This is a genomic window from Mesorhizobium sp. M0189 (genome assembly GCF_040322135.1).
Classification (GTDB): domain Bacteria; phylum Pseudomonadota; class Alphaproteobacteria; order Rhizobiales; family Rhizobiaceae; genus Mesorhizobium.
On the sequence record NZ_JAMYSW010000008.1, the window covers coordinates 118,547 to 144,568 of the forward strand.

The window sequence follows — 26,022 nt, forward strand, 5'->3', positions numbered from 1 at the left end:
TTGGCTCCAAAATTGATACAGTATTGATCTACACCAAAACGAATGCTACGCAAGCCCTATTCGCAGCTCTGGACGTCATTGAAGAGTGGCCCGGACGTCTTTTCTGAAGAGTGGCAATGAGCATCGTCCCAATCACCTCGCCGGATCTCGATGCTGCCGAAGTCTCGTGGTTCGCCGCACTCTGCTCGGACGATTATCGTTATCTCGGCGTTCCGGACGGCGCACTGCGCTCGAACTGGGCGCATTGCTCCGAGATCGTGAAGACGTCCGAGGCACTCGGTTTCCGCAACATCTTGTGTCCGTCGTCCTATCAGGTCGGCCAGGACACGCTGAGCTTCGTTGCCGGCTGCGCGCCGATCACGTCGAAGATCAATCTGCTTGCCGCTGTGCGCTGCGGCGAGATGCAGCCGATCATGCTGGCGCGCACGATTGCGACGCTGGACCACATGCTGGAAGGCCGGCTGACGGTGAACGTCATTTCGTCGGACTTTCCGGGCGAGACAGCCGACAGCGCCTACCGCTATCAGCGTTCCCGCGAGGTGGTGCAGATCCTGCGCCAGGCCTGGACCAGGGACAGCATCGATTTCGAGGGCGAGGTCTATCGCTATAAAGGGCTCTCGACGGCGCCGGCGAAGCCCTATCAGCAGAATGGCGGCCCGCTGCTCTATTTCGGCGGTTATTCGCCCGACGCGCTCGAGCTTTGCGCCGAACAGTGCGACATCTACCTGATGTGGCCGGAAACCAGGGAGGAGCTTGCCGACCGCATGAGAGCAGTCCACGAGCGCGCCGAGCGTCATGGGCGGACGCTCGACTACGGCCTGCGCGTCCACATGATCGTGCGCGATACCGAGGCAGAGGCAAAGGAATATGCCCGGGAGCTGGTTTCGAGGCTGGACGACGAGCAGGGCAGGGCGATCCGCGAGCGCGCGCTCGACGCCCGATCGCTCGGCGTATCGCACCAGGCCAGGAACCGCCAGATCGCCGATGCCGAAGGCTATGTCGAGCCGCATCTGTGGACGGGGGTCGGGCGGGCGCGCTCTGGCTGCGGCGCGGCGCTGGTGGGCTCGACCGATCAGGTTCTGTCGGAAGTCGAGGCGTATATGAAGATGGGGATCCGCGCCTTCATCTTTTCCGGCTACCCGCATCTCGACGAGGCGCGTCATTTCGGCACCAAGGTCCTGCCCCAGCTCAAGACATGCTCGCTCCCGCACGCCTATGGCCGGGTGCCGGAACGGATCCCGGCGACACCACTGGGAACGGGGGAGCGCCGCTGATGGAGCATGTCGTGTGCGATCCAGGCCTTTTGCGCAATGCCTTCGGGCGTTTCGCCACCGGCGTCACGGTCGTCACCACCGGCACGGCCGACGGCCCGGTCGCAATCACCGCCAACAGCTTCTCATCCGTGTCGCTCGACCCGCCGCTGGTGCTCTGGTCGATCGGCCGCCACTCGCGCCGGTTCGAAGCCTTCGCTAATTCCGCGCACTACGCCATTCACGTGCTGGCGGAAGATCAAATCGATCTGTGCTGGCGTTTTTCGAAGTCGGGGACGGACTTTGCCGATCTTGACCTGTCATGGAGCGAGCACGGCGTGCCATTGCTGCCGCGCGCACTGGCGCGGTTCGAATGCAGCGTCGCCGAACGCTTTCCGGCTGGCGACCATATGATCCTGCTTGGACGTGTCCTTGAACTGGAGACGCAAGAGGGTTTGCCGCTGCTCTTTGCTGGCGGCAAGTCGCGCCCTCAAGAGGCCAGTTGATGACCGCCGGCGCCGCTCCGGGCTGGTGCCGTCGACTGGCGCACCACAAGATTGCAGGCAAGTTCGACGCGACGCGGCGGCGACCCCGAATGGGCCATGTCGTCGAGCAGCAGGCTAAGCGCCGCCGATCCGATCTCGCGCATGGGAATGTGCATCGCCGTCAGCGGCGGATTGCAGAAGGCAGCGAGCGGCAAGTCGTCCATACCGACCACGGACACATCGCCAGGCACCGAATATCCGGCCTCCTGGACGCCGGCGATGGCACCAAACGCCAGGCTGTCGCCGGCCGTCAGCACGGCGGTGAAATCGAGGCCGCGGGCCGCGATGCGCTCGGTCACGGCCCTGCTCGCAAGTTCCGGCAGCCAGTCCTGCACCTCGACCACGAAGTCGTCGAAGCCGACAATGCCGGCCGTGATCAGCGCGTCGCGCCAACCTTCGTAGCGCCGCTCGATCGTGCGCCGCCCACGCCGCATCAGGAACAGGATGCGGCGGTGGCCGAGGCCGATCAGATGCTGCGCGGCAAGCATGGCGGCAGAGCGATTGCAGGGCGTCACGCTCGAATGGCGCATCGAGGGATCGTCGCCGTTGACGAGCACGATCGGCTTGGCGAATCCGGCTGTCAGCGTCAGCACATCGTCATCGTCCAGTGTCAGAAACAGGCAGCCGGCGACGGTGTCGTCGCGCTCGGATTCACGCAGCAGCGCGATTTCGTCCTCGGGCGCCGAAACCGGCCGGGTCACCAGTTCGACGCCCAGCAACCGGGCGCGCTCGTTGAGCCCATCAAGGACATGGTAGGTGAACTGATTGCGGGCACTGTCCACCATTGCCACGCTGCTTGCGGCCAGGATGACCTTGCGGCCGGCAACCGAGGCGGGAATGGCATAGTTCATCGACTTCGCCGTTTCGATGATCCTGGTGCGAAGCTCGTCCCTCACGCCGCCGACACCGCTCAGCGCACGGGAGGCGGTGCTGACCGACACGCCGCAACGCGCCGCGATCTCCTCAAGTCGAATGCGGCGGCTGGGGCGCCCGCGCTTGCCCTGGATATTCATCCGCTCCGTCATCTCCGCCAAGTCACCCGATTAATGCAAAAAATTTTCAGATTGCGCAAGAAAAATGGCTGTGAAACAGTTCCGATGAAGCGGGAGAAACGGGAGGAGTGATGCCGCTGTCGGCCGAACGCCTGAATTCCGTGCTTGCCAGCCTCGTGGCCGGCATGACCGGCTTGCGTCATGACGGGCGGTTCCATGAGCCGAATCTCGACGGCACGCCGGGCGACTATGTCAGCTTCGACAGCTGGGAATGGCCGCAGGGCGTCGGGCTCTACGGGCTGGTTCGGCTGTGGGCGCAGACCGGCGACGATCGGCTGCTGCAGACGATCGAGGCCTGGTACGACCGACGCATCGCTGCCGGTCTCCCTGCGATGAACGTCAACACCACGGCGCCTCTGCTGGCGCTAAGCGAATTGTGGCGGCGCCGGCGCCAGCCGCGCTTCGAGCCGGTCCTGCGCGAATGGGCCGAGCAGGTAGTCACCGCCTTGCCACGGACGCCCGAAGGCGGTTTCCAGCATGATGTTTCGGACCGGGTCAACGACGACGAATTGTGGGACGACACGCTGTTCATGGTGGCGCTGTTCCTCGCATCCTACGGCCAGGCTGCCGGTCAGCGTCGCTTCGTCGAGGAAGCAGAAAGGCAATTCCTGGTCCACGCCCGTTATCTCGCCGACCCGGCATCAGGGCTGTGGTTTCACGGCTGGACGTTCGCGGGACGGCACAATTTCGCCCGTGCGCGTTGGGCGAGAGGCAATGCCTGGATTACCGTCGGTATCCTCGAACTGGTGGAGTTCGCCGAAATTGCACCCTCGGTCCGGGCCTATCTGCTCGGCGTGCTGGAGACGCAGATCAACGCCCTGCTCGAGGTGCAGGCAGGTTCGGGCGCATGGCACACTCTGCTCGACGACCCGACGTCTTACGAGGAGATTTCCGCCACGGCCGGCTTCGGCTACGGGTTGATGAAGGCCGCGCGGCTCGGAATCGGCTCGACAGAGTGCCGTGCCGCCGGCCTCCGCGCCTTGGAAGCCGTGGTGGCCAACATCGATGACAAAGGTGTGGTGGCGAACGTGTCTTATGGCACACGCATGGGCGCCGACCTGCAGTTCTATCGCGATATACCCATCCATCCGACGGGCTACGGACAGGCGCTGGCCATTCTGTGCTTGACCGAAGGGACCCGGCATCTGCAGTCGAAGGTGGAGGCGGCATGATGCGGACGCTCTATGGCGTGTCGCCGGGCGATATTGCCGGCATGGACACGGACCGGCTGAGGGCCGAGTTCCTGGTCGACGGCTTGTTCCGGCCCGGCGCGATCGAATTCGTCTACACCCATGTCGACCGCATGATCGTCGGTGGCGCGGTGCCGCTGGCCAACCCGCTGACATTCGGCAACGGGGCCGAAGTCGGCACGCCGCTCTTCTTTGACGCGCGCGAGATGGGCATCGCCAATCTCGGCGGCAATGGCGCCGTCGCGGTGGACGGCAGGCGCTTTCCCGTGGCTAACCGCGACATCGTCTATATCGGACGCGGAGCGCGCGAGGTGACGCTGGAGAGCGACGATCCGGAGAGGCCGGCACGCTTCTATATGAACTCGGTGCCGGCCGGCGCCGCTATTGCGCACCGTCTCATCGTCAACAGCGAAGCCAAGCCGCTTGTGCTCGGCGAGGAGGCTCGCGCGAACAGGCGCACGCTGCGCATGTACATCCATCCCGAAGTGGCCCCGTCCTGCCTCTTGCTGATGGGGATCACCGACCTCGCGCCGGGCAGTGTGTGGAATACCATGCCGCCGCATCTGCATGAGCGGCGCATGGAAGCTTATTGCTACTTCGACCTCGCCGAGGCCGACCGTGTGGTCCATCTGATGGGCCGGCCTGACAAGACGCGCCACCTGATGGTTGCGGACGGTGACGTTGTCCTGTCGCCCGCCTGGTCTATCCATATGGGTGCCGGCACCGGCCCCTATGCTTTCGTCTGGGGCATGACCGGCGAGAACCAGGCCTACACCGATGTCGATCCAGTACCCGTGAAGGATTTGCGATGAGCGAGGCCGCGCAAAGCGTTCGGACGGACTTTACGCTGCGCCGGCCGCTCGTGGCGGGGCAGCCAATCGTCTATTGGCGGCTCGGGTCTATCGCCGAGCAACGCTACGACGTGGCCGACCAGCCCATGCAAGGCGAGATGGATCCCTTCTTCTTCCTTACCAAGCACAAGAATTTCATTCCCCATGAATATCCGTGCCGCACGCAGTTCGCAGCGGAACGACGCGGCAAGCGACCACAGGTCAACGCCGAATTCGGCGCTGAGCGCATCTGGTTGCCCTTCGCCTCGCCACGCATCGACCTGTCGGGCTTCTGGTTCCGGCCGACGGTGCTTGGGACCTGGGCCGAGACCACCATCGAGGCGGCCTCGAGTGGCGAGGTGATGGTACGGCTGCGTACATGCGGCGGCGCCATACTCTTTGCCAATGGCGAGGAAGCCGGCTGGATGGCGCCCTACGGCCGCAATCTGGAAAGTGCCGAGCACTTCAAGATCGTGCTGAGGGTCGGCCGCAACGACATTCGCATATGGTTCGACGATCTCGCCGAGCGCGACGCCCGCTACTATTTCCAGCTCGATTATCTATCCGGTCCGGCTGCTTCGGTCGCACTGCCGATCGAAGTCGAGAGCGGCGTTGCCGATGCGATGGAAGCAGCCCTCGACGACATGCATTTCGACCGTCCCGCCTATGACGGCGGCGAGGTGGCGCTCGTCACCGGCGTGGCCCTGCCGCGCGACGCGCAAGTCGAGATCGAGATCGAAGGCGATTTCATGTCGATCGAGACGCCGGTGCGCTTCGCCTTCGATCTGCCAACGGGCCAGACGCGGCTGCCGATCGCCGATACCGAGCAGCTGCCGGCCGACTTTCGCCATTTCAAGGTGTCGCTGAGGGTCGCAGACCATGCCGTATCGCGTGTCTTCGGCGTCGAGATATGCCACGCGCACCGTCAGGGCGATGCGCCGGAAACGCTTACCGCGCGTATAGATGAGGCTTTGCGCGAGGTCGCCGATCACGCCGAGGCCGATACGGTGCGCGCGCTGGCGCGCCTGGCGATCGGGCAGCAGGGCGCCGAGACCGACGCCATGATCTCCGGCACGCTGCCGGCGATCGAGGATTGTCACGATTGCGCCGACTTCATCCTGGTGCCGCTGCTGTGGTGCCGCAAGGCCTATGGCGATCGGCTGGAAGTGAGCCTGCGCGCGCGCATCGACAACGCCATCCTCGGCTATCGCTACTGGATGGACGAGCCCGGCAATGATGTGCAGTGGTACTTCTCCGAGAACCACGCGCTGCTCTTCCACACCGCCGCCTATATTGCTGGGAGCCTGTTGCCTGATGTGCGGTTCGTGCGGTCGGGCCGCCTTGGCCGCGAACAGTCCGCGGTGGGAGCCGCGCGGGTACGCGCCTGGCTCGATCATTTCGAGGCATGGGAGATGGCCGAGTTCAACTCGGCGCCCTATTTTCCGATCGACCTCAAGGGCCTGTGCGCGCTCTACGCGCTGGCCCCGGACAAGGACATCGCCGAACGTGCCGGCAACGCAGTCATACGCCTGCTTGAAATCGTCGCCCGCTCGGCGCATCGCGGCATCCTCACCGGGGCGCAGGGCCGCTCCTACGAGCACACGCTGCGCGCCGCGCGTTCCCTGGAATTGTCCGGCATCTGCCGCATGCTTTGGGGCAAGGGCAATTACGGCATGCGCTTTCACGCGCTGCCGCAGCTGGCATTGTGCCTGCGGGATCACGATTTGAGCGTTCCGGACGGGTTGGCAGCAATTGCTTCCCTCACCGACGATACGGCGTGGGAATGGACTTTCGCGCAGGGACAAGACCGCTTCGCGCGGCTCTACCACTACAAGACGCGCGGCCATGCGATGGGCAGCGCCGCTGGCTATCGCTGGAATCAATGGGGTTATCAGGAGACCGTCATTCACGCCCGGCTGGGCAAGAATCCGGATGCGCAGATCTGGATCAACCACCCCGGCGAAGTGCTGCAGTCGGGATATGGCAGACCATCATATTGGGGTGGCTCAGGCACGTTGCCCCGGCTTCACCAATACCGCGACCTCGCCATCGTCAGCTTCTCCTGCTCGGATGAACAGCCCGACTTCACGCACGCCTGGTTCCCCGCACGTGCCTTCGATGCCGTGCGAGTGGGTGGCGATCGGGCGTTCGCGCAATCCGGCCACGCCTTCGTCATGCTGAAGACGGATGTTCCGCTCACGCAGGTAGAGGCCGGCCCGACGGCCGGCAACGAGTTGCGGGCGGCGGGACGCAGGACGACATGGATCGTTCGCCTCGGTGACAGGGATGCCAATCTGCCGGCGCTCGACGCCTGGGCGGGCGCCTTTGCCGGCCTGTCGGTGCGGTCGGGTCCCGACGGCGAGTTGATCGTCGAGGATCCGGAGTACGGCACGGTGCATTTCCTCGCCGACGCAAGGATCGTGGCCGAGGGACGTACACTCGATCCGGCCAACTGGACCGTGCGCGGTGAGGCGATGCGCATGAAGCACAGAGAGTAGGGAGGAATCGGCTGCGACGCTCAAGAGGAGAGGGCGTAGCGGCTTGAACTATCGGGGCGCCGCCCCGCTAAAGGAGGAGACGAAAGCATGAATAAGTCCCGCACTTTGCTGGCCGCGCTATCGGTCAGTCTGCTCGCATCGACCAGCGCGTTTGCCGGCGACGTGCGCATCATGTGGTATTCGGACGGTGTCGAAGGCGATGTCATTCAGGACATTCTGAACCGCTTCATGAAGGACAATCCCGACATCCACGTCACGCTCGACAACGTCGCCTACAAGGTGATCCAGGAGCAGCTGCCCATCCAGCTCGAAGCCGGCCAGGGCCCGGACATCGCCCGCGTCACGAACATCAAGGAGCTTGCCCAGCACTGGCTCGATCTCAGGCCACTGGTGGCCGATCCGAAATATTGGGAGGACAATTTCGCTGACACGCTGGACTGGATGCGCCCCGACGGCTCCAACGCCATCCCGGGTTTCATGACCCAGCTCACGCTCACCGGCGGCTTCGCCAACAAGACGTTGTTCGAACAGGCCGGCGTGCCGCTGCCCGGCGACAAGGCGACCTGGGACGACTGGATCAACGCCGCCGCCGAGGTGGCGAAGAGCCAACAGCTTCCGGCTGCCTTCGCCATCGACCGTTCCGGCCACCGCATTTCGGGTCCGAATGTCTCCTTCGGAGCGAACTATATCGGCCCCAATGGCATGCCGGCCAAAGTGGACGACGGCACCAAGGCGTTCGTCGGCAAGCTCGTCGACTGGACCGCCAAGGGCCTGATGCTGAAGGATACCTGGGTGTCGGCGGCAGGCTCGACCTACCGCGCGGCCGCCGACGACTTCATCAACGCCCAGATCCCGTTCTACTATTCGGGCAGCTGGCAGGTCGCCAATCTGTCGACCAAGATCGGCGACAGTTTCGACTGGGTGGCAACCGGCTCGCCCTGCGGTACTACAGGCTGTTCGGGCGTGAAAGGCGGCGCGGCGCTGGTCGCCATCAAATACACGAAGAATCCCAAGGATGTCGCCAAGGTCATGGATTATCTGGCCCGTGAAGACGTGGTGGAAGAGTTCAGCGAGCGCACGCTGTTTCTGCCCGCGCACAAGGGCGTCGTAGACAAGGGCGGGCTGAAATGGGTCTCGGCCGACAAGAATGTCGGTCCGGCGCTCGACAAATTCGTCAAGGCGGCGGGTGAAACCCTGCCGGCGGCCGATGCGCTGCCGCCGTGGAAGTGGGCCAATGCTTACTTCGCCGCGCTGGTGACGCGCGTCAGCCAGGTGATGGCCGGCGAGCTCAGCCTCGACGATGCCTGGGGCAGGATCGACCAGGATATCGCCGACAAGGTTGCCGAGGCGAAGTGACCGCCGCCGCGACACTGAAGGCATGGATTGGCGCCGCCCTCGCGGCGCCGGTCGTGTGGCTGGCATCGATCGTCAACGTGCCGCTGAAGTTCTGGCAGCGCGCGACGGGCACCGGCGGCATGGCCGCGTTCTTCCTGGCCCCAAACATGGCGATCTTCGGCATTTTCGTCCTGGTGCCGATGATCATCAACTTCTTCTATTCGGCCACGTCAGGAACGGCCTACTTCCTGCAGGACCGACCCTATGTCGGGCTCGAGCAATACCAGCGCCTGCTCGATTGCGGCAACTACCTGGACACTGCCACTTGCCACGAGGATCTCTTCTGGAAGGCCGTGCACAATACCGGCCTGTTCGTCGTCGTGCAGGTGGCGCTGATGACGGTCGTGTCGATGGCGACAGCGCTGATCCTCAACCGTGAGATCGTCGGGCGCAGCTTCTGGCGCGCGGTGTTCTTCTTTCCGGTGCTGCTGTCGCCCGTCGTCACCGGTCTGATCTGGCGCTGGATCCTGCAACGCCAGGGCTTGCTGAACCTGATCGTCCATGATCTGGGCGGCGAGCCGCACAACTGGCTGACCGACCGCTTCTGGGCTTTCACCGCCGCCGTCAGCGTTTCGGTCTGGGCCCATATGGGCTTTTATACGCTTATCCTGCTTGCCGGATTGCAGGCGATCCCGCGCGACCTTTACGAAGCGGCCGAGATGGACGGCACGAAGCCGGCGCGGGTGTTCTGGCGCATCACGCTGCCGCTGCTGATGCCTAACCTGCTTGTCGTCATCGTGCTGACGCTGATCCGCGCCGTGCAGATCTTCGACGAAGTCTATGTGCTGACGGGTGGAGGGCCGGGAACCTCGACCCTCTATATCACGCAGTACATCTATGAGATCGGCTTCGCCTCCCTGCTGCGCAATCCGGGGCTGGCTTCGGCGGCTTCGATCTTGATGGGGTTGGTGCTGGTCGTGCTCACCTTAGTTCAGCTGCAGGTCGGACGCCGGGGTGAGCGGAAAGGAGCCCGCGAATGAGCAGCGTCATGACATTCCTGACCCGCCGGCGCGGCGGTCGCGGCTGGCACTGGACGGATATCGTGAGCTGGCTGTGGCTGCTCGGCGGCGTTGTCATCATGTTCGGTCCGGCCGTTTGGCTGGTGGGTTCGTCATTCAAGACACCGGCACAGCTCGCCGAGTTCCCGCCGACCATAATGCCTTATGTCAGCCAACAGGCGAGGGTCGAAGGCTACGATAAGCCGCTGGCCCTCTACAGGGTGAAGCTTCCGGATGGTTCGACCAAGGTGCTGGCCGAGGTGCGGCGCATCGGCATCATGGCGCAAATGGTGGACCCGCAGGCGCCGAACGATATCGTCAAGGTCAACATCGCCGACCGGCAGCCGGTGCGCGAAATCGGCTTCGCAACGGAGAACTACACCGAGCCCTTCGTCCATTTCGACTTCCTGCGCTATCTGCGCAATTCGGTCTTTGTGACGGCAATGGCGACGCTGATCACGCTGCTCACCAATTCGATGGCCGCCTTCGCCTTGTCGAAATACAAGTTCCGCGGCCGCGATCTGACGATGCTTGTGATCGTCGGTACGCTGATGGTGCCGCTGTCGGTCATCCTGGTGCCGCTCTATTCGGTGGTGGGCGCCGTCGGACTGCTCGATTCGCTGTGGGGCGTGATCTTGCCGACCGTGGCGACGCCGACCGGCGTCTTCCTGCTGCGCCAATATATGCTGACCATCCCGGACGAGCTGCTCGATGCGGCGCGCATGGACAACGCTTCCGAATGGCAGATCTACTGGCGCATCGTATTGCCGCTTGCAGCACCGGCGCTCGCCGTGCTGGCGATCTTCTCGGTCGTCTGGCGCTGGAACGACTTTCTGTGGCCGCTGGTGGTGCTGTCGCGCAAGGAACTCTACACACTCCAGGTCGGCCTCAACACCTATGCCGGCCAGCTAAACGTGCAGTGGCACTACATCCTGGCGATGACCGTGGTGACGATGATCCCCGTCGTCCTCGTCTTCGTCTTCCTGCAGCGTTACATCACTTCCGGCATTGCCGGCACCGGACTGAAGTGAGGATGTCATGGGACGGATAACGCTGACCAACATCGATCACGCTTACGGCAAGATGAAGATCTTGCACGGCATCAACCTCGACGTCGGGGACGGCGAGATGCTAGTCCTCGTCGGCCCGTCGGGTTGCGGCAAGTCCACGCTGCTGCGGCTGATTGCCGGGCTCGATCGGCCGACCGACGGCAAGATTGAGATCGACGGGGTCGACGTCACCAACGTTTCGGCCGCGCAGCGCGGTCTGGCGATGGTGTTCCAGTCTTACGCGCTCTACCCGCACATGAGCGTGCGCCAGAACCTCGCCTTCGGGCTCGAAAACATCCGTATGCCGAAAGCCGAGATCGACGCGCGGATCACGGAAGCGACGCGCATGCTGGAAATTGCTTCCTATCTAGACCGCCGGCCCGGTCAATTGTCGGGCGGCCAGAAGCAGCGCGTGGCGATCGGCCGTGCGGTGGTGCGCAATCCGACCGCCTTTCTACTCGACGAACCGCTGTCCAACCTCGATGCCGAACTGCGCATCACCATGCGCGCTGAACTGGCGGGCCTGCACCGGCGGCTGGCAACCACGATGATCTACGTCACCCATGACCAGATCGAGGCGATGACGCTGGCGGACCGCATCGTGGTCATGCGCTCGGGGCGGATCGAACAGGTCGGCCGGCCGCTCGATCTCTACAACGCGCCGGCCAACCTGTTCGTCGCCGGCTTCATCGGCGCGCCGCGGATGAACCTGCTGCCGGTGAAGGTGCGTTCGGCAAGCGGCGCCGAGGTGCGTGTCGAAGGTCCGGGCGGGCTGTCGGCCTCGGTCGCCGCCGACGGGGTCGCGCTGAAACCGGGAGACGACGCGACGCTTGGCATCCGACCACACGACATCCAACTTTCGGATGGCAGCAAGGGATCGGTGGAAGCGCGGATAACGCTGGCCGAGGCGCTGGGACCGGAAACCGTTGTCCACGCCACCATTGCCGGCGACAGCAAACTTATCGCCGTTCTCAAGCAGCAGGGCGTTGAATCGCAAGGGCCGCCGATCAACCTCGCTCTGCCGCCGGAGCGCATGCATCTCTTCGATGCCGCCGGGCTGCGTGTCGCACCGCGTTAGCCGGAGGCAAGATAGCGGGTTGTTTCATGAACTGTCGCAACTGCCGCACAGCGAACGCGTGTTGCGCGCTTGTCAAAATACAAAATAGGTGAACGTTAAGACAACCAAACTCTTCAAGAGGGCGCTCTCTGCGATCATTGCTGCCACGGGATGTCCGGAATTTACTTCAAAGTGGATTTTCTCGTGGACGGTCTTCGGCAATACGGAGATCCGCGCCGCCACGTTCGCGCGCCTGAATCCGGCCGACTGACAATACGACCTGTGCTGAGGTTCAGTACGAACTACCGATCAGGGCAAATGGGATGTTCGTCCGCATGATAGCGGCGAGGCCGTGAAATCCGCGATCGTTCTTCAGTTCTGCCTTGTTGCAGAGCCGCAGCTCGACGGAGACGTTCTCGTGAGACTCTATTGCGCACCGTGGGTTTGCAGCCTTGCCGAACGGCTCGCTCTTCGGCAGGCGGAGATCTCCTTCGATAGTGAGCGCGTCGACTTGGGGTCGAGGCAATCATGAGCCAACCCCGCAAGATCGCGATCGCCCTCGTTGCCCTTATGGTGCTGCCAATGGCAGCTATTTGGAGTTGGCAGTGGTTTACAAGGGGCCGGTTCGAGGAAACGACCGATAACGCCTATCTCCGCGGAGACATTACCAGCATCGCTCCGAAGCTCGCCGGTTACGTCGTCGAAGTCGACATAGACGACAATGCCAGTGTGTCAAAGGGTGCTGTCCTGTTTCGCATCGACGACAGCGACTACAAGGCCAAGGCGGAGCAGGCGAAAGCCAACGTCGCCGCCCGGCAGGCGGAAATCGCCAACATCAAGGCGACCCGTGAACTGCAGGACGCATTGATCGCGCAGGCCGAGGCGCAGAAGCAATCTGCCGCAGCCGACCTGCAATTCGCCCGCGCCAACTTAAGCCGCTACGTCACGCTGCAGAAGAACGGAACCGCAAGCGATCAGAAGCTGCAGGATGCGCAGGCCGGCCATGACAAGGCAAGGGCATCGCTGGACGGCGCAGAGGCCAATCTGTTGGCTCAGAAGTTGAAGCTCGGCGTCCTGGATGCACAATTGTCCGGCGCGCAGGCAGCCCTGTCGCAGGCACAGGCAGCGCTCGACCTGGCAATGCTAGACCTGGCCAACACCGTCGTGAGGGCCCCGGTCGACGGCATCGTCGGCAATCGCCAGATCCGGGTCGGCCGCTATGTCACCCCAGGGACGGCAGCCCTGGACATCGTTCCGGTTAACGATGTCTGGATCGTCGCAAACTTCAAGGAAACGCAGCTGAAGCAGGTTGAGATCGGCCAACGGGTCCGCGTCATGGTTGATGAATATCCAGATCTTGAAATCGCCAGCCTTGTCGACAGCTTCGCTCCTGGCAGCGGCGCAGCCTTCAGCCTGCTGCCGCCGGACAATGCCACCGGCAACTTCATCCGCGTCGTCCAACGCGTGCCGGTCAAGATCAGGATGACGCGCAATCCGTTGCCCGGCCGCCTGGTTCCGGGACTCTCGGCTCGCGTTGCCATCACCGTCGGCGCCGGGGATGCTCCGGCCGTAGCGCAGGAAATGCAGACAGGCGGGACCGCGAACGGGCGCTCAGCGCAATGATGCACCTCGCCGAAACGGCGGCTGTGCAGCGCCATCCCGGCACCCTGCGCGCTTCCTTGATAGCAATCGGCGTCGTGCTGGCCGCCTTCATGGACGCGGTCGCATCCACCGCACTGTCCATCGGCCGGATCGACATGCTTGGCGACACCTACGCAACGTCGGACGAGCTGGCGATGGTCGACGTGGTTTTCATCGCGGCGAAGCTGACGGCGTTCCTTGTCGCTCCGCTTCTTGTAACGGCAGCCAGGCCGACCGCCTGCCTCCGCGCGGGGGTTGTCGCCCTTCTGCTGGCATCCGCGGCCTTGACGTTGTCGGTGGACCTCACCTGGATTTGCATCTGCCGCATTGTCCAGGGGCTGGCCGGCGGCACAATTCTCGTCGCCGGCCAGACGCTGCTGTTCTTTCGCTTCCCGCATCGGCATCAGCCGGTCGTTCAGGCAGTTTTTGCCGTAGGCGCCGTCATGGCTCCGACGACCGTCACGCCGGCCCTGCAGGGCTGGCTTGTCGACCATCTTACCTGGGAGTGGATATTCCTGAGCATCATTCCGCTCGGCATCGTCTCCCTTGTCCTGTTGGCGGCGGACGGCGATCGGACCTTTTGGCGGAAAACTAGGTTTCCTGCCGTCGAGATATTGTTGCTCGGCATCAGCGCCGCGCTTTTGACCTACGTCTTGCTGCAAGGCAGCAGGTTCAACTGGTTCGACGACACCGACATCACCTTCCTTGCCGCAACTGGTATGACGGCCGCCGGCCTTCTGGCCGTCTGGGAGACCCGCCTTCGTTCAGAAGGCTCACTGCTGGCCATCTCGCCCCTTGGCAATCCGGACTTTCGCTTTGGTCTTCTCGTCAGCTTCGTCGCCGGCTCTGCCCTTTCAGGCAGCGCCTATCTCATTCCGGCTTTTGCCCTCAACGTGCTCGATTTTACCGCCACGGGCGCGGGAGTGCTTCTGCTGCCAAGCGGAGCCATGCTCGCGCTTGGACTTTTGTTGTCCGGCTTCGTCATCCAAAAGACCGGGATGCGCCCGATCACGCTTGCTCCGTTTGGCATTCTGCTCTTCGCAGGCGCCATGTGGCTGCTGTCCGCTTCGACGAGCGGTAGCGGATCACCGGACCTGACCCTTGCTCTGCTGCTGCGGGGATTCGGCCTCGGCCTTCTGTTCGTGGCACTGACGCTGATTACACTGCAGGGCCTTGCCCCTGATACGCTGCCGTTCGGCATCGGGCTGTTCAACTTCGGCAAGCAGGCGGGCGGTCTGACCGGCACAGCCCTCTTGCAAACGTATATTGATCACCAGAATGTCCACAACCGGACGATACTGACGTCCCACCTCGTCAATGGCGATCCAGCCGTGGACCAGCGCTTGAGAGCCACTGCGAACGTTCTGGCGAATAGTATCGACAGCGCCGCGGCGACCAAGGCCGCGCTGCCGCTGCTGCAGCGCGCGCTTGAGAAGCAGGTCGCCACGATCTCGTTCGACGAAGCTTTCTTCGCGCTCGTCCTGCTGTTCGCGGTCGCTGCGCCCTGTCTCATTGTCGCCAAACAATTGCTCGCCCGCCAAGCCGCTCCGCAGAACTAAAACCGCGTCCAGGCCCTATACTTTGGAACAGATGTTTTGGTCGGGCGAGGCTTCCAGATTATCTCATGAGCCGTGTTAACCGGACGAGACAGGGATGACGAATGAAGAGGTTTTTCCGGTTTCACTCTGCAGCCGACGAAGAGGCAGCCGAGCGTCTTACCTGTCCGGCTCGTATTTCCCAGTGGTGGTGTTGACGCGTCGATCCGCGTCGCTTCTTGCCCGAGGCGATCGTTAGGCGCGCCGTAGCGGCCGGGCCGCCGCAGCGGCGATATCTCCGCGCAATGCATGGATTTCCATGAGATGCAGCCGGGGCATCGCGGGACTAGATTTAGGCGGTGAGTTCGCCTGTCCAGATATTGAAAACAAGTGCTATATAAAGCGCTGACCGTCCCCAGGCTTTCTTTGTCCGACAGGAGAAGCCAATGACAGCAGCGTCCGACTCACTTGGCGAAATCGACCCCGAAGCAACGCTCGCGCTGCAAATCATCGAGAGTATGCCCGGCCACGCGTGGGCAGCCGATGCCGCCGGACGATTCACCTTTGTGAGCCCAAACACCGTGGCGTTCCTCGGCAACACGCATGAGGATCTCAACAACTCCGAAGACGACGTTGAGTTCGGCTGGCGTCGAGCCGTCCATCCCGACGATTATGATCGTGTCGCCGCCAGATGGCGGCATTGCCTCGAAACCGGCGATCACTATGACACCGAGCATCGTCTGCGGCGCGCCGATGGCGTCTATCGCTGGTTTCGAAGCTCAGGACGACCTTTTCGCGATAGTCAGGGCCGCATCATTCAATGGTACGGCACGACAATAGACATTGAGGACCAGAAGCGGGCGGAGTCAGCATTGCGCGACCGCGAGCGGGAGCTCTCGCAGCTCGTGGACATGGTACCGAGTCACATCTGGCGGCTCGATCCGGACGGCGAGCCGATTTTCTTCAATAAGCGCATGGTCGATTTTCTCGGCCTGGACATAACGGATATGGACAGACCGGGCATGAGCCGGCTGGCGGCGATGATACAGGCCGGCGTCCATCCGGACGATGCAGCAGCATTCGGCGATGCACTCCGTGGTTGCTTCGCTACCGGTGCGAGCTTCGCCATGCGCTATCGCCTGCGCCGTGCCGATGGCGTCTATCGCTGGATGTCGAGCCGGGCGGAGCCGATGCGCGATGACGCCGGCCGCATCGTCCAGTGGTACGGCCTCTGTCACGACATAGACGATCAGATGCACGCCGAAGAGGCGTTGCGGCGAAGCGAGCGACAATTGCAGCACATGATCGACGCCGTGCCGGTCCGCATCTGGAGCGTGATGCCGACCGGCGGGCCGGTCTACTTCAACAAGCGATACCAGGACCATTTCCGCTCCGTTATCGCGAACTTTGATGCTCTCGGCGAGCCGGGCATCGAAACGCTGCTGCACGAGGTTATTCATTCCGAAGATGCTCCCGAGGTGCAGCGCACGTTATCGAATTGTTTCGAAACTGGCGGCGGCTCCGCGATGCGGTTTCGCTGGCGCGAAAAAGACGGCACCTATCGCTGGGCTGAGTGCAGGGTGGAGCCGCGGCGCGATGACAACGGAACGGTCGTGCAATGGTACGGGGTTTCTCTCGACATCGACGATGAGGTGCGCGCGCAGGCGGCGTTGCGCAAAAGTGAGCGGCGCCTTCAGCAGCTTATCGACACCGTGCCCGCTTTGATCTGGAGTACGACACGGGAGGGAAGGCCATCCTACGTCAACAAGCGGTTCACCGACGTAACCGGGGCCACGCTCGGTGACATCACCGCCCCGGACGGCTCGCCGTCCCTGAGCGTGATCCATCCAGACGATATCGACACCGCACGGCAGGCGATCCGCCATTCATTCGCAACGGGCGTGCCTTACGTTCAGAGATATCGCCAACGGAGGGCCGACGGCGGCTATCGCTGGACCGAGACTCGCGCCGAGCCGCTGCGCGACGAAGATGGCAGCATCCTCCAGTGGTACGGCGTGAGCGTCGACATCCATGATCTGGTGACCACGCAGGCCGCATTGCACGACCGCGAACGAGAGCTCTCGCAGCTCGTCAACATGGTTCCGAGCTACCTCTGGCGGCTGTCTTCGAACGGCGAGCCGACCTTTTTCAACAGGCGCCTGATAGATTTTCTCGGCCTGGACATAGCGGACGCGGAAAAGCCGGACACGAGCCGGCTGGCGGCCTTCATTGCCAACGTCGTCCATCCCGACGATGCCGCCAGCCTGAGGGAAGCACTCAACAGCTGCTTCGCCACCGGCGAGCGCTTCTTCATGAAGTATCGCCTGCGGCGTGCCGACGGCGTTTATCGCTGGATGGAGGGCCGCGCGGAGCCGCTGCGGGACCAAGGTGGACGCATCGTCCAATGGTACGGCCTTACGCACGACATCGACGACCAGCTGCGCGTCGAAGAGGCGCTGCGCGAGAGAGAACGTGCGCTCTGGCAGCTCGTTGAAACGCTGCCGGCAATGATCGATTGCGCCGCTCCGGATGGCGAACCGATATATCGCAGCCAGCAGCTCCGCGAATTCCTCGGATACAATCTTGAGGAATTGGACGAAGCGGGAAAGTCCCGGCTGGCTGGCACACTCGACGCCGGTGTTCATCCCGACGACCTGACAGGTGTCAAAGAGAGATATGCCCATTGTTTGTCCACCGGCGAGCCGTATGCGCGACGGCACCGTCTGCGGCGCTTCGATGGTGAATATCGCTGGGTCGAGACGCGCGCCGCGCCGATGCGCAACGCTGAAGGTGCCATCGTGCAGTGGAACGTTATCTGCCTCGACATCGAAAATGAGGTGCGAACACAAGAGGAGCTTCGACTGGCACAAGAGAGACTTGCGCGTGCGAGCCAGGCGGCGAGCCTTGCCGAACTCTCCGCATCCATCGCTCATGAGGTGAACCAGCCGTTGGCCGCCATCGTCGCCAACTCCAACGCATGCCACCGTTGGCTGTCCGCCGTGCCCCCGAACGTCGAGCGCGCGAAAATCACGGCCGAGCGCATCATCCGCGATGCCAACTCGGCGGCGGATGTCGTCAGCCGCATCCGTGCCTTGTTCAGACCTTCGCTTGAAATGAGAACCAGCACGCCGATCCCCAGCGTTATTGCCGAAGCGCGTGACCTCATGGCCGAGGAAGCCATACGGCGTCGCGTTCGCATGGACATCGATGTCGAAAGCAATCTTCCGCTCGTCGCCTTCGATCGCGTCCAGATCCAGCAGGTCCTGGTCAACCTCATTCGCAACGGCATGGAGGCGATGGACTCCACCACGGACAGGGTTCTCGGGCTGCGTGTGCGCCGGATGGAGGACACGATCCAGACCGAGGTCAGCGACCGCGGCCCGGGTATCGAACGTCCTAACAAGATATTCGAGCCGTTCTTTACGACGAAAGGGAATGGGATGGGCATGGGGCTGGCGGTCTCCCGTTCGATCGTCGAGTCTCACGGCGGACGCCTATGGGCGGAGAACAGTGTGCCGCATGGAGCGACATTCATCTTCACTCTCCCGGTTGAAGCGAAAGCTGTGCAATGATGCCGGACGACGACAATCGTCCTCATCTTGGACGATGCTGAACGTATCCGGCGGCGCTCAGCAAACGCTTGGTTTATTCTCCTTTCGGTGAAGGGCGTCGCTGCCCCCGCGCAATGCATGGATTTCCATGAGGTGCGGTTGGGGCGTGGCGGGATTAGGGTGACGGTGTGAGTCCGTCAGCCCAGATCCAGCTACCAAGAGCAAGTGCTATACGAAGCGCCGACAATCTCCAGAGTTTGTTTGTCCGTCAGGGGCACCCGATGACGACAGCGCCCAACTCACTTGGCGAGACCGATTCCAACGCAACGGGCGCGTTAAAGCATGACTTCGACCGATCCGGACCGGGATTGCAAGGAAGTGGCCGATCTTTGGCGACGAGTGAACCAGGCCTGATTCGCGGCAACATGATCAGCGATCTTGAAAGAGGCAGGTTATCGCGCGTCTGGTCGCACCGTCCCCAATTCTTGCATCTGGGGCTTTTTATTACGGTCTATGTCCTGGGCTGCGGCTTCGCCCAGTCGCTCGCAATCATACCTGGAACAGGGATTTCCATTTGGCCTCCGAGCGGACTGTTCATCGCTACGCTTGTCTTCGCCTCCAGGTATAGCTGGCCGTGGTGGGTGCTGGGGGCCTGTCTGGCCGAACTGTTCAGCAACTTCTTGTGGTTCCACACTCCGCTGCCCGCGGCCTTCCTGATCTTTGCCGGCAACGCTCTTGAAGCGGTGGCCGGCGCATGGCTCGTGAACCAGACCTGCAAGCGCCCAGTTCGGCTGGAAACCTTGCGCGACGTTCTCGCATTCGTCGTACTGGCCGCTGGAATTGCGCCAGTTGCAAGCGCGACGGTGGGAAGTGCGGCGCTTGCGTGGTTTGGCATACAATCGCAAACCTTTGCGACGGCTTGGCCGCTGTGGTGGATCGGAGACGCGACGGGAGTCCTGATCGTAGCGCCACTGGCGCTGGTCGTGTTCCAGAACTGGCGCGGCAAGGCGCAGCTCTCAGCAGCGCGGTGGATGGAAGCTTGCGTCCTGGGGCTGATCTTTCTTGGTATCGCCGCCCTTTCCTTGAGCGGCTATCTGCCCTTCGCCTACATCATCATGCCGCCTCTTCTTTGGGCCGCAGTGCGCTTTGAGTTCAGAGGCGCCGCCGTAGCATTGACCGTTCTCGCTCTGATCACGGCGGTATTCACGATATCCGGCGCCAGCCAATTTGCCGGCGATCCCGAGTCCCAGAAGCACAACCAGATCATGCTGCAGCTTTTTCTGGCCATCTCGGCATTTTCGGCGCTCGTCGTGGCCGCCATATCCCGGCAGCATCAGGCGGCGGTGCTCACTTTGCGTGAAAGCCTTGAGGCATTGGGCGACCGGGAGCGGGAGCTCTCGCAGCTTGTCGACATGGTTCCGAGCCACGTTTGGCGCCTGAGGCCCGATGGCGATCCGACCTTTTTCAACAAGCGCATGGTCGACTTTCTCGGCCTGGACGTAACGGATTTGGACAAACCGGGCATCAGCCGGCTGGCGGCGATGATAAAGGCCGGCGTCCATCCGGACGACGCAGCAGCATTCGGCGATACGCTCAGTCACTGCCTCGCCACCGGCGAGCGCTTCTCCATGAGGTATCGCTTGCGCCGCGCCGATGGCGTCTATCACTGGATGTCGAGCCGGGCGGAGCCGATGCGCGATCACACTGGCCGCATCGTCCAGTGGTACGGCCTCTGTCACGACATAGACGATCAAATGCAGGCTGAAGAGGCCCTGCGGCGGAGCGAATTGCAGCTTCAGCAGATGATCGACGCTGTGCCGGTCCGCATCTGGAGCGCGGTGCCGACCGGCGGGCCGGTCTACTTCAACAAGCGGTACCAGGACCATTTCCGCTCCGTGATCGCTGACTTCGAAGCACTCGGAGAGCCGCGCATCGAGGAATTGCTGCAAGAACTGGTTCATCCCGAAGATGCTCCCGAGGTGCTGCGCACGTTGCTGAATTGTTTCGAAACAGGCGGCGGTTCCGCAATGCGGTTTCGCTGGCGCGAAACAGATGGCTATCGCTGGGCGGAGTGCAGGGTCGAGCCGCGGCGTGATGAAGACGGAGCGGTTGTGCAATGGTACGGGGTTTCCCTCGACATCGACGAAGAGGTGCGCGCCCAGGAAGCGCTGCGACAAGCCTCCGACAAACTCGCGCAAGCCACTCAGGCTGCAAGTCTCGCCGAGCTTTCGGCTTCGATCGCCCACGAGGTGAATCAGCCGCTGGCTGCGATCGTCGCCAACTCCCATGCATGCCACCGTTGGCTGTCCGCAGCACCGCCGAACGTCGAACGCGCGAAGATTACGGCCGAGCGCATTATCCGGGACGCCAACTCGGCGGCGGACGTCGTCGGCCGCATTCGCGCGCTGTTCAAGCAATCCACGGAGACGAGAACCAATGCGACGCTCAGCAGTGTCATCGCAGAGGCACGCGACCTCGTGACCGAGGAAGCGATGCGGCGGGGCGTTCGCATCAGCGTTGATATCGGAAGCGACATTCCGCTAGTCGCGTTCGATCGCGTCCAAATCCAGCAGGTTCTGGTCAATCTCATCCGCAACGGCATGGAGGCGATGGACTCTGGTGCGGACGACGGAGTTATCAAAATCCGCGTGCGCCATATCGGGGATGTTGTCCAGACCGAAGTCAGCGATCACGGCCGGGGTGTCGAGTTTCCCGACCGGATATTCGAACCGTTCTTTACCACGAAAGAGCAAGGGATGGGCATGGGACTGGCGATCTGCCGTTCGATCATCGAGTCGCACAGCGGGCGTTTATGGGTCGAGAAGAACGAACCACGTGGAGCGACGTTTATCTTCACGTTGCCGATTGAAGCGAAAGCGGCGTCATGACGACGGACGGCCAAATTGTCTTCATCGTAGATGACGATGAACGCATCCGGGAGGCGCTCAGTGAGCTGCTGGCTGCGCACGGCATGCGTGCCGTAGCGTTCGGATCGGCGGGCGATTATATCCGCGCTGACAAGCCGGACGTCCCTGCCTGCCTCATCCTCGATATCGAGTTGCCGGATATTAACGGCCTCGATCTGCAGCGGCAGATTGCCGAGGGCGATCATCCGCCGATCGTTTTCCTGACAGGACATGGCGATATCCCGTCCTCCGTGCGTGCGATCAAGCACGGCGCCGTAGATTTCCTGACTAAGCCCTTCAGCGATGCAGACCTCATGGCCGCAATCCATGCAGCGATTGCCCAGGATCGGGCACAGCGATCGGAGCGCGCTGAGCTGGGCGTGTTGAAGCAACGTTATCTCGAGCTGACGCCGCGCGAACGTGAGGTGCTGCCGCTGGTGGTCAGCGGCTTGCTCAACAAGCAGGCCGCCGCTGAACTGGGGATCAGCGAAGTTACGCTGGAAATTCATAGAAGGAACGTCATGCAGAAGATGGTCGCGGCGTCGCTCGCCGACCTCGTGCGCATCGCCGAGCGATTGGGAATACCGATCACGCACTCGCGCCGGGCAGGGGGGAGCTGAGGGTGAGCAAGCGGAGGCCTGTCGTGGCGATTGTCGACGATGACCCAAGACTACTCGAGTCGCTGGAGGACCTCTTGGAGTCCGCCGGCTATGTGGCACGCAGCTTCTCGTCGGCGGGGGCATTGCTGGTCAGCGGCCTGTCTGGATTGGACATGCTTATCACCGACATCGGGATGCCCGGCATGGACGGCTTTGAACTTCGTGACCTGGTCAAGAAGGCGCGTCCGGACCTGCCTGTGTTCCTGATCACCGGCCGCCACGAGATAGTGGATCAGCACCGCGCCAAGGGCATTGGCGGGCTTTTTCGCAAGCCATTCGATGGCCAGGCACTGCTTGCGGCGATCGGCGACGCTTTACGCAACCCAGAAACGGAGGCTAAACATGAGAGTTGACCAATTGCCCTTATCGAGATCGATACCGTCATCACAGCAGCGAAGGGCTGAAGCCGAGCAGCCGCGGGTCATTATCGTCGACGATGATGCCTCTGTTCGGGAGGCGCTCTCTGAATTGATCCTGTCGGCGGGTTTCCTGCCGGTGTGCTTTACCTCAACCCGTGAATTGCTTGACGCCGACGTGTTGGAGAGCCCCGGCTGCTTGATCCTCGACGTGCGCATGCCGGGGACGAGCGGTCTCGATCTGCAGCACCATCTTGCGAAAAACGGCAACCCCAAACCCATCATCTTCCTGACCGGGCATGGCGACATCCCGATGACTGTCCAGGCGATGAAGGCCGGCGCCGTGGACTTTCTCACCAAGCCGGTGCGGGATCAGACGCTGCTTGACGCCGTGATCGCGGGCATTGCGGTGGACGCCAAGCGGCGGGCGGATGCGGTGATCGTCAAGCGCAACATCGAGCGCGTCGAGACGCTGACGCCGCGCGAGCGCGAGGTTCTGCGTGAAGTGGCGCGCGGGCGCCTCAACAAGCAGGTCGCCTTCGACCTCGGCATCAGTGAAGTGACCGTCAAGCTTCACCGTGGCAATGTCATGCGCAAGATGGAAGCCGCTTCCATCGGTGAGCTGATCCGGGCGTGGGAAACGCTGCCCGAGCCGATGCGCGAGGTCTAGAATTGGCACAAGCCGATCCATGCTCCATCCAATAGGATCGCCCAGCGCGCCCGGCCATTTCAGGCTGTGGGAAATTGCTTCTTCAGCGCGCGCAGGCCTTCCTGCCCGTCGGCACGCTGCTGCTGCGGGTGGTCCTGATGTACATCGGTGGTTCCTATTGGGTGTTTTGCGGCAAGGCTCGCGCCAACATCGCCACCACTGAGCGGCGCTCTTTTGCGGCGCCAGCCTGACCGACAAACTCGCAACATTTCATGCAACAGCAACTGACGCCGGCCATGCCGCGTCGGTCCCGCGCGCTACCCAAGCCTAAATTGACTTATGTCTATAAGAGCTTGCCTCGGCCCGTCCCCAATACTCGGCGTGCCTGCCCTGCACCTTGGCATCGTATGACAGATGCTTCCGTAGAATAGGTTCGCGGCCCGGATCGGTGCATCCTGTTCCTCGCAAGCCATCACGACCGTCGCGTTTCTACCGCTCCTCGCTCGCTCCTCCCCGAACGCGACCGCACGGGCCGACTCGACGGTCGTGACGGTGAGCAGGATGTTCAAAGCACATGGATGGACATGATGAACAAAGACGGACTTTTCTCCGTCGGCGGATCTCGTCGCGATGTCTTGTTGGCCGGCCTGATCGCCACCGTTGCCGCCGGACTGCCCCGCGCTGCTTCGGCCGTGAGCCGAAAACAAAACCTTCCCTCTTCCCCTCAACCAAAGGAACCAAGACGATGAGCACCATCACGACCAAGGACGGCACCGAAATCTACTACAAGGACTGGGGCAAGGGCCCGGCTATAACCTTCTCGCACGGCTGGCCGCTGAATTCCGACGCCTGGGACGGCCAGATGCTCTTTCTTGCCCATAACGGCTTTCGCGTGGTTGCGCATGACCGGCGCGGCCATGGCCGCTCGAGCCAGGCCACGTCCGGCAACGACATGAATGGCTATGCGGACGATCTTGCAGCCGTGATCGAGGCGCTGGATCTCCGGGACGCCACGCTGGTCGGACATTCAACCGGAGGAGGCGAGGTCGCTCGCTATATCGGACGGCACGGGACGAAGCGGGTGGCCAAGGCTGTTCTTATCGCCGCTGTTCCGCCGATCATGGTGAAGACGCCGGCCAATCCGGAAGGCCTGCCGATCGAGGTATTCGACGGCATAAGGGCTGGCCTCGTCAAGGATCGTTCGCAGTACTACCGGGACCTCGCACCGTTGTTTTATGGGGCGAACAGGCCAGGCGCCAAGGTTTCCCAGGGGATTCTGGATCAGTTCTGGCTCTGGAGCATGCAGGCGGGTCTCGTGAACGCGTACGAAAGCGTCAAGGCGTTTTCCGAGACCGATTTTACCGAGGACCTCAAGAAGTTCGACGTACCAACCTTGGTCCTGCATGGCGAGGACGATCAGATCGTCCCCGTCAAGGACTCGGCAGTCAAGTCGGCCCGACTGATCAAAGGCGCAAAGGATATCTATTACCCCGGCGCGCCCCACGGGATTACGGCCACGCACCAGGATCAGGTCAATGCTGACCTGCTCGCCTTCATCAAAGGATAGCAAGCCTCAGTCACGACCGCATGTTTTCCGAAATTCCTTGGAGCCGCCGATGACCACCTTTGGCAATATTTCGCGCGCCCTGAACCGCATTTCGGGTGGCGCGCCAGGTCAAACCTTGTGCGCTCGCATAGCCGAGCGGTGGCCTGAATGCTGGTTCTGCCGGCTCATGTCCCGGATTGTGGAACCGAACCACTGCGCCATCGAGCTGGAGCGCTGGCAAAGGCGCGAAACATGTGCTGCGACACGGCTGCCATTCGGGCAACCGCGCCTGTGCAGCGCGGAGGTGATCGCCGGTGTTCGACACTACGTCGCGCTGTCGGGGGTCGCCGCCGCGCGCTTGTTCTGCCTTGAAGGCCAATGCGCTCTCCAAGACGTCAAACTGGCTAAGCGCCGCGAGTTTATCAATCGGTAGCCGTTTGCGATTGCCGCTCATTTTGGCGGTCTCAATTCGGCGTGAAATTTTCTTGGCCAGCGGTTGCGACTATCGCAGCAGCACCGGCACAATTTTTCGAAGGCAGGAACGACATGGGCGCACTCTCAGGCAAGATCGCGGTGGTCACCGGCGGAAACAGCGGGATCGGACTATCGGCTGCAAAAATCTTTGCCGCCGAGGGCGCGCAAGTCGTCATTACCGGCCGCCGGCGGCAGGCGGTCGAGGAAGCGATCGCGCAGATCGGGGCAGGCGCGCTGGGCATTCAGGGAAATGCGGCCGACGTGGCGCACCATGATGAGGTGGCGCAGCAGATCCTCCAGAGGTTCGGGGCGCTCGACATCTATATGGCGAACGCCGGCATAAACACCATCACCCACTCGGCCGACGTCTCCGAGGCAGAATATGATGCGCAATTTGCCGTCAACACGCGAGGCGTCTTCTTCGGCGTCCAGAAGCTGATTCCGATCATGCGGAACGGCGGCGCAATCATCCTCACAGGCTCGCTGGCCAGCGAGAAGGTTCTGGACGGTCATGCTGTTTACGCGGGCTCCAAGGCGGCCATAAATGCCTTTGCGCGCGCTTGGGCGATCGAACTGAAGTCTCGCGGTATCCGGGTCAACGTGCTTAGCCCAGGTCCGGTGGATACGGCTATTCTCGATAAGCTAGGCATACCGTTTGAGCAGCGCGGGCTGTCTGAAAAGGCGATGGCTGAGGCAATACCCTTGGGCCGGATGGGGCAGCCGGAAGAGCTGGCAAAAGCCGCCCTGTTCCTTGCCTCGGACGCGAGCAGTTTCGTCACGGGCATTAATCTGCGGGTCGACGGCGGGATGGCAGTGCTCTGAGCCACGACTGCGAAGTCGT

Annotated in this window: 20 protein-coding genes and 2 pseudogenes; 21 read left to right on the top strand and 1 reads right to left on the bottom strand. The window is 62.5% G+C overall.

The genetic code is table 11. From position 1 onward, the window contains the following. The first annotated feature begins 116 nt into the window (after positions 1 to 116). Both NKJ09_RS16830 and NKJ09_RS16835 read left to right on the top strand, forming a co-directional pair. On the top strand, positions 117 to 1,274 hold the full coding sequence (locus NKJ09_RS16830; protein ID WP_352494371.1) for an LLM class flavin-dependent oxidoreductase: 1,158 nt from the start codon (positions 117 to 119) through the stop codon (positions 1,272 to 1,274). Next, on the top strand, positions 1,274 to 1,756 hold the full coding sequence (locus NKJ09_RS16835) for a flavin reductase family protein (RefSeq protein WP_352494370.1): 483 nt from the start codon (positions 1,274 to 1,276) through the stop codon (positions 1,754 to 1,756). Before NKJ09_RS16830 ends, NKJ09_RS16835 begins: the two co-directional genes overlap by 1 nt. Here NKJ09_RS16835 and NKJ09_RS16840 read toward each other — a convergent pair. Continuing rightward, on the bottom strand, positions 1,741 to 2,820 hold the full coding sequence (locus NKJ09_RS16840) for a LacI family DNA-binding transcriptional regulator (protein WP_502896872.1): 1,080 nt from the start codon (positions 2,818 to 2,820) through the stop codon (positions 1,741 to 1,743). The genes NKJ09_RS16835 and NKJ09_RS16840 overlap by 16 nt on opposite strands. 98 nt (positions 2,821 to 2,918) lie before the next feature. Here NKJ09_RS16840 and bglB point away from each other — a divergent pair, with 98 nt between their 5' ends. The 19 genes and pseudogenes from bglB (at position 2,919) to NKJ09_RS16930 (ending at position 26,003) form a co-directional block, all read left to right on the top strand. Beyond that, on the top strand, positions 2,919 to 4,019 hold the full coding sequence (gene bglB, locus NKJ09_RS16845; protein WP_352494368.1) for a beta-galactosidase BglB: 1,101 nt from the start codon (positions 2,919 to 2,921) through the stop codon (positions 4,017 to 4,019). Next, positions 4,016 to 4,849, top strand: coding sequence for a 5-dehydro-4-deoxy-D-glucuronate isomerase (gene kduI / locus NKJ09_RS16850; protein WP_051409560.1), 834 nt, complete (start codon positions 4,016 to 4,018; stop codon positions 4,847 to 4,849). The genes bglB and kduI overlap by 4 nt, the downstream gene beginning before the upstream one ends. Continuing rightward, entirely contained in the window at positions 4,846 to 7,365 is a 2,520-nt protein-coding gene (locus tag NKJ09_RS16855) for a hypothetical protein (RefSeq protein ID WP_352494367.1), read from the top strand. The genes kduI and NKJ09_RS16855 overlap by 4 nt, the downstream gene beginning before the upstream one ends. Before the next feature lie 87 nt (positions 7,366 to 7,452). Continuing rightward, a complete protein-coding gene (locus NKJ09_RS16860) occupies positions 7,453 to 8,721 on the top strand; it encodes an ABC transporter substrate-binding protein (protein WP_352494366.1) in 1,269 nt (422 codons plus the stop codon). Then, entirely contained in the window at positions 8,718 to 9,740 is a 1,023-nt protein-coding gene (locus tag NKJ09_RS16865; RefSeq protein ID WP_502901805.1) for a carbohydrate ABC transporter permease, read from the top strand. Before NKJ09_RS16860 ends, NKJ09_RS16865 begins: the two co-directional genes overlap by 4 nt. After that, complete coding sequence (locus tag NKJ09_RS16870; RefSeq protein ID WP_023716976.1) at positions 9,737 to 10,789, top strand: carbohydrate ABC transporter permease; 1,053 nt, start codon at positions 9,737 to 9,739, stop codon at positions 10,787 to 10,789. Before NKJ09_RS16865 ends, NKJ09_RS16870 begins: the two co-directional genes overlap by 4 nt. Before the next feature lie 7 nt (positions 10,790 to 10,796). Continuing rightward, positions 10,797 to 11,885: an ABC transporter ATP-binding protein gene (locus NKJ09_RS16875; RefSeq protein WP_352494365.1), complete on the top strand. Its 1,089-nt coding sequence runs from the start codon at positions 10,797 to 10,799 to the stop codon at positions 11,883 to 11,885. Between the two features lie 507 nt (positions 11,886 to 12,392). Further along, on the top strand, positions 12,393 to 13,487 hold the full coding sequence (locus NKJ09_RS16880) for an HlyD family secretion protein (protein WP_352763067.1): 1,095 nt from the start codon (positions 12,393 to 12,395) through the stop codon (positions 13,485 to 13,487). Next, positions 13,484 to 15,064 (top strand): MFS transporter, encoded by a 1,581-nt coding sequence (locus NKJ09_RS16885; protein WP_051409563.1) that lies wholly within the window; start codon positions 13,484 to 13,486, stop codon positions 15,062 to 15,064. The genes NKJ09_RS16880 and NKJ09_RS16885 overlap by 4 nt, the downstream gene beginning before the upstream one ends. A 422-nt stretch (positions 15,065 to 15,486) precedes the next feature. Further along, entirely contained in the window at positions 15,487 to 18,612 is a 3,126-nt protein-coding gene (locus NKJ09_RS16890; RefSeq protein ID WP_352515762.1) for a PAS domain-containing protein, read from the top strand. A 404-nt stretch (positions 18,613 to 19,016) separates the two neighbouring features. Next, positions 19,017 to 20,789: pseudogene (locus NKJ09_RS16895) on the top strand (MASE1 domain-containing protein); the annotation flags it as partial. Positions 20,790 to 20,819: 30 nt separating this feature from the next. Then, a pseudogene (locus NKJ09_RS32500) lies at positions 20,820 to 21,479 on the top strand (sensor histidine kinase); the annotation flags it as partial. Continuing rightward, complete coding sequence (locus tag NKJ09_RS16900; protein WP_023716982.1) at positions 21,476 to 22,117, top strand: response regulator transcription factor; 642 nt, start codon at positions 21,476 to 21,478, stop codon at positions 22,115 to 22,117. The pseudogene NKJ09_RS32500 and the gene NKJ09_RS16900, both read left to right, overlap by 4 nt. Positions 22,118 to 22,119: 2 nt before the next feature. Continuing rightward, a complete protein-coding gene (locus tag NKJ09_RS16905; protein ID WP_023716983.1) occupies positions 22,120 to 22,509 on the top strand; it encodes a response regulator in 390 nt (129 codons plus the stop codon). After that, a complete protein-coding gene (locus tag NKJ09_RS16910; RefSeq protein WP_023716984.1) occupies positions 22,499 to 23,182 on the top strand; it encodes a response regulator transcription factor in 684 nt (227 codons plus the stop codon). Before NKJ09_RS16905 ends, NKJ09_RS16910 begins: the two co-directional genes overlap by 11 nt. Before the next feature lie 74 nt (positions 23,183 to 23,256). Continuing rightward, positions 23,257 to 23,412 (top strand): hypothetical protein, encoded by a 156-nt coding sequence (locus NKJ09_RS16915; protein WP_023716985.1) that lies wholly within the window; start codon positions 23,257 to 23,259, stop codon positions 23,410 to 23,412. Between the two features lie 323 nt (positions 23,413 to 23,735). Further along, a complete protein-coding gene (locus NKJ09_RS16920; protein WP_245278495.1) occupies positions 23,736 to 24,728 on the top strand; it encodes an alpha/beta fold hydrolase in 993 nt (330 codons plus the stop codon). 49 nt (positions 24,729 to 24,777) lie between these two features. Beyond that, positions 24,778 to 25,140, top strand: a complete 363-nt coding sequence (locus NKJ09_RS16925) for a hypothetical protein (RefSeq protein WP_352494361.1) — start codon at positions 24,778 to 24,780, stop codon at positions 25,138 to 25,140. Positions 25,141 to 25,253: 113 nt separating this feature from the next. Then, positions 25,254 to 26,003: a glucose 1-dehydrogenase gene (locus tag NKJ09_RS16930; protein WP_352763072.1), complete on the top strand. Its 750-nt coding sequence runs from the start codon at positions 25,254 to 25,256 to the stop codon at positions 26,001 to 26,003. Positions 26,004 to 26,022: the final 19 nt, after the last annotated feature.

Excerpts from the sequence above, each read along its gene's own strand:
- NKJ09_RS16830 (WP_352494371.1), top strand. The coding sequence starts at position 117 with ATGAGCATCGTCCCAATCACCTCGCCGGATCTCGATGCTGCCGAAGTC.
- NKJ09_RS16835 (WP_352494370.1), top strand. The coding sequence starts at position 1,274 with ATGGAGCATGTCGTGTGCGATCCAGGCCTTTTGCGCAATGCCTTCGGG.
- NKJ09_RS16840 (WP_502896872.1), bottom strand. The coding sequence starts at position 2,820 with ATGACGGAGCGGATGAATATCCAGGGCAAGCGCGGGCGCCCCAGCCGC.
- bglB (WP_352494368.1), top strand. The coding sequence starts at position 2,919 with ATGCCGCTGTCGGCCGAACGCCTGAATTCCGTGCTTGCCAGCCTCGTG.
- kduI (WP_051409560.1), top strand. The coding sequence starts at position 4,016 with ATGATGCGGACGCTCTATGGCGTGTCGCCGGGCGATATTGCCGGCATG.
- NKJ09_RS16855 (WP_352494367.1), top strand. The coding sequence starts at position 4,846 with ATGAGCGAGGCCGCGCAAAGCGTTCGGACGGACTTTACGCTGCGCCGG.
- NKJ09_RS16860 (WP_352494366.1), top strand. The coding sequence starts at position 7,453 with ATGAATAAGTCCCGCACTTTGCTGGCCGCGCTATCGGTCAGTCTGCTC.
- NKJ09_RS16870 (WP_023716976.1), top strand. The coding sequence starts at position 9,737 with ATGAGCAGCGTCATGACATTCCTGACCCGCCGGCGCGGCGGTCGCGGC.
- NKJ09_RS16875 (WP_352494365.1), top strand. The coding sequence starts at position 10,797 with ATGGGACGGATAACGCTGACCAACATCGATCACGCTTACGGCAAGATG.
- NKJ09_RS16880 (WP_352763067.1), top strand. The coding sequence starts at position 12,393 with ATGAGCCAACCCCGCAAGATCGCGATCGCCCTCGTTGCCCTTATGGTG.
- NKJ09_RS16885 (WP_051409563.1), top strand. The coding sequence starts at position 13,484 with ATGATGCACCTCGCCGAAACGGCGGCTGTGCAGCGCCATCCCGGCACC.
- NKJ09_RS16890 (WP_352515762.1), top strand. The coding sequence starts at position 15,487 with ATGACAGCAGCGTCCGACTCACTTGGCGAAATCGACCCCGAAGCAACG.
- NKJ09_RS16900 (WP_023716982.1), top strand. The coding sequence starts at position 21,476 with ATGACGACGGACGGCCAAATTGTCTTCATCGTAGATGACGATGAACGC.
- NKJ09_RS16910 (WP_023716984.1), top strand. The coding sequence starts at position 22,499 with ATGAGAGTTGACCAATTGCCCTTATCGAGATCGATACCGTCATCACAG.
- NKJ09_RS16920 (WP_245278495.1), top strand. The coding sequence starts at position 23,736 with ATGGATGGACATGATGAACAAAGACGGACTTTTCTCCGTCGGCGGATC.
- NKJ09_RS16925 (WP_352494361.1), top strand. The coding sequence starts at position 24,778 with ATGACCACCTTTGGCAATATTTCGCGCGCCCTGAACCGCATTTCGGGT.
- NKJ09_RS16930 (WP_352763072.1), top strand. The coding sequence starts at position 25,254 with ATGGGCGCACTCTCAGGCAAGATCGCGGTGGTCACCGGCGGAAACAGC.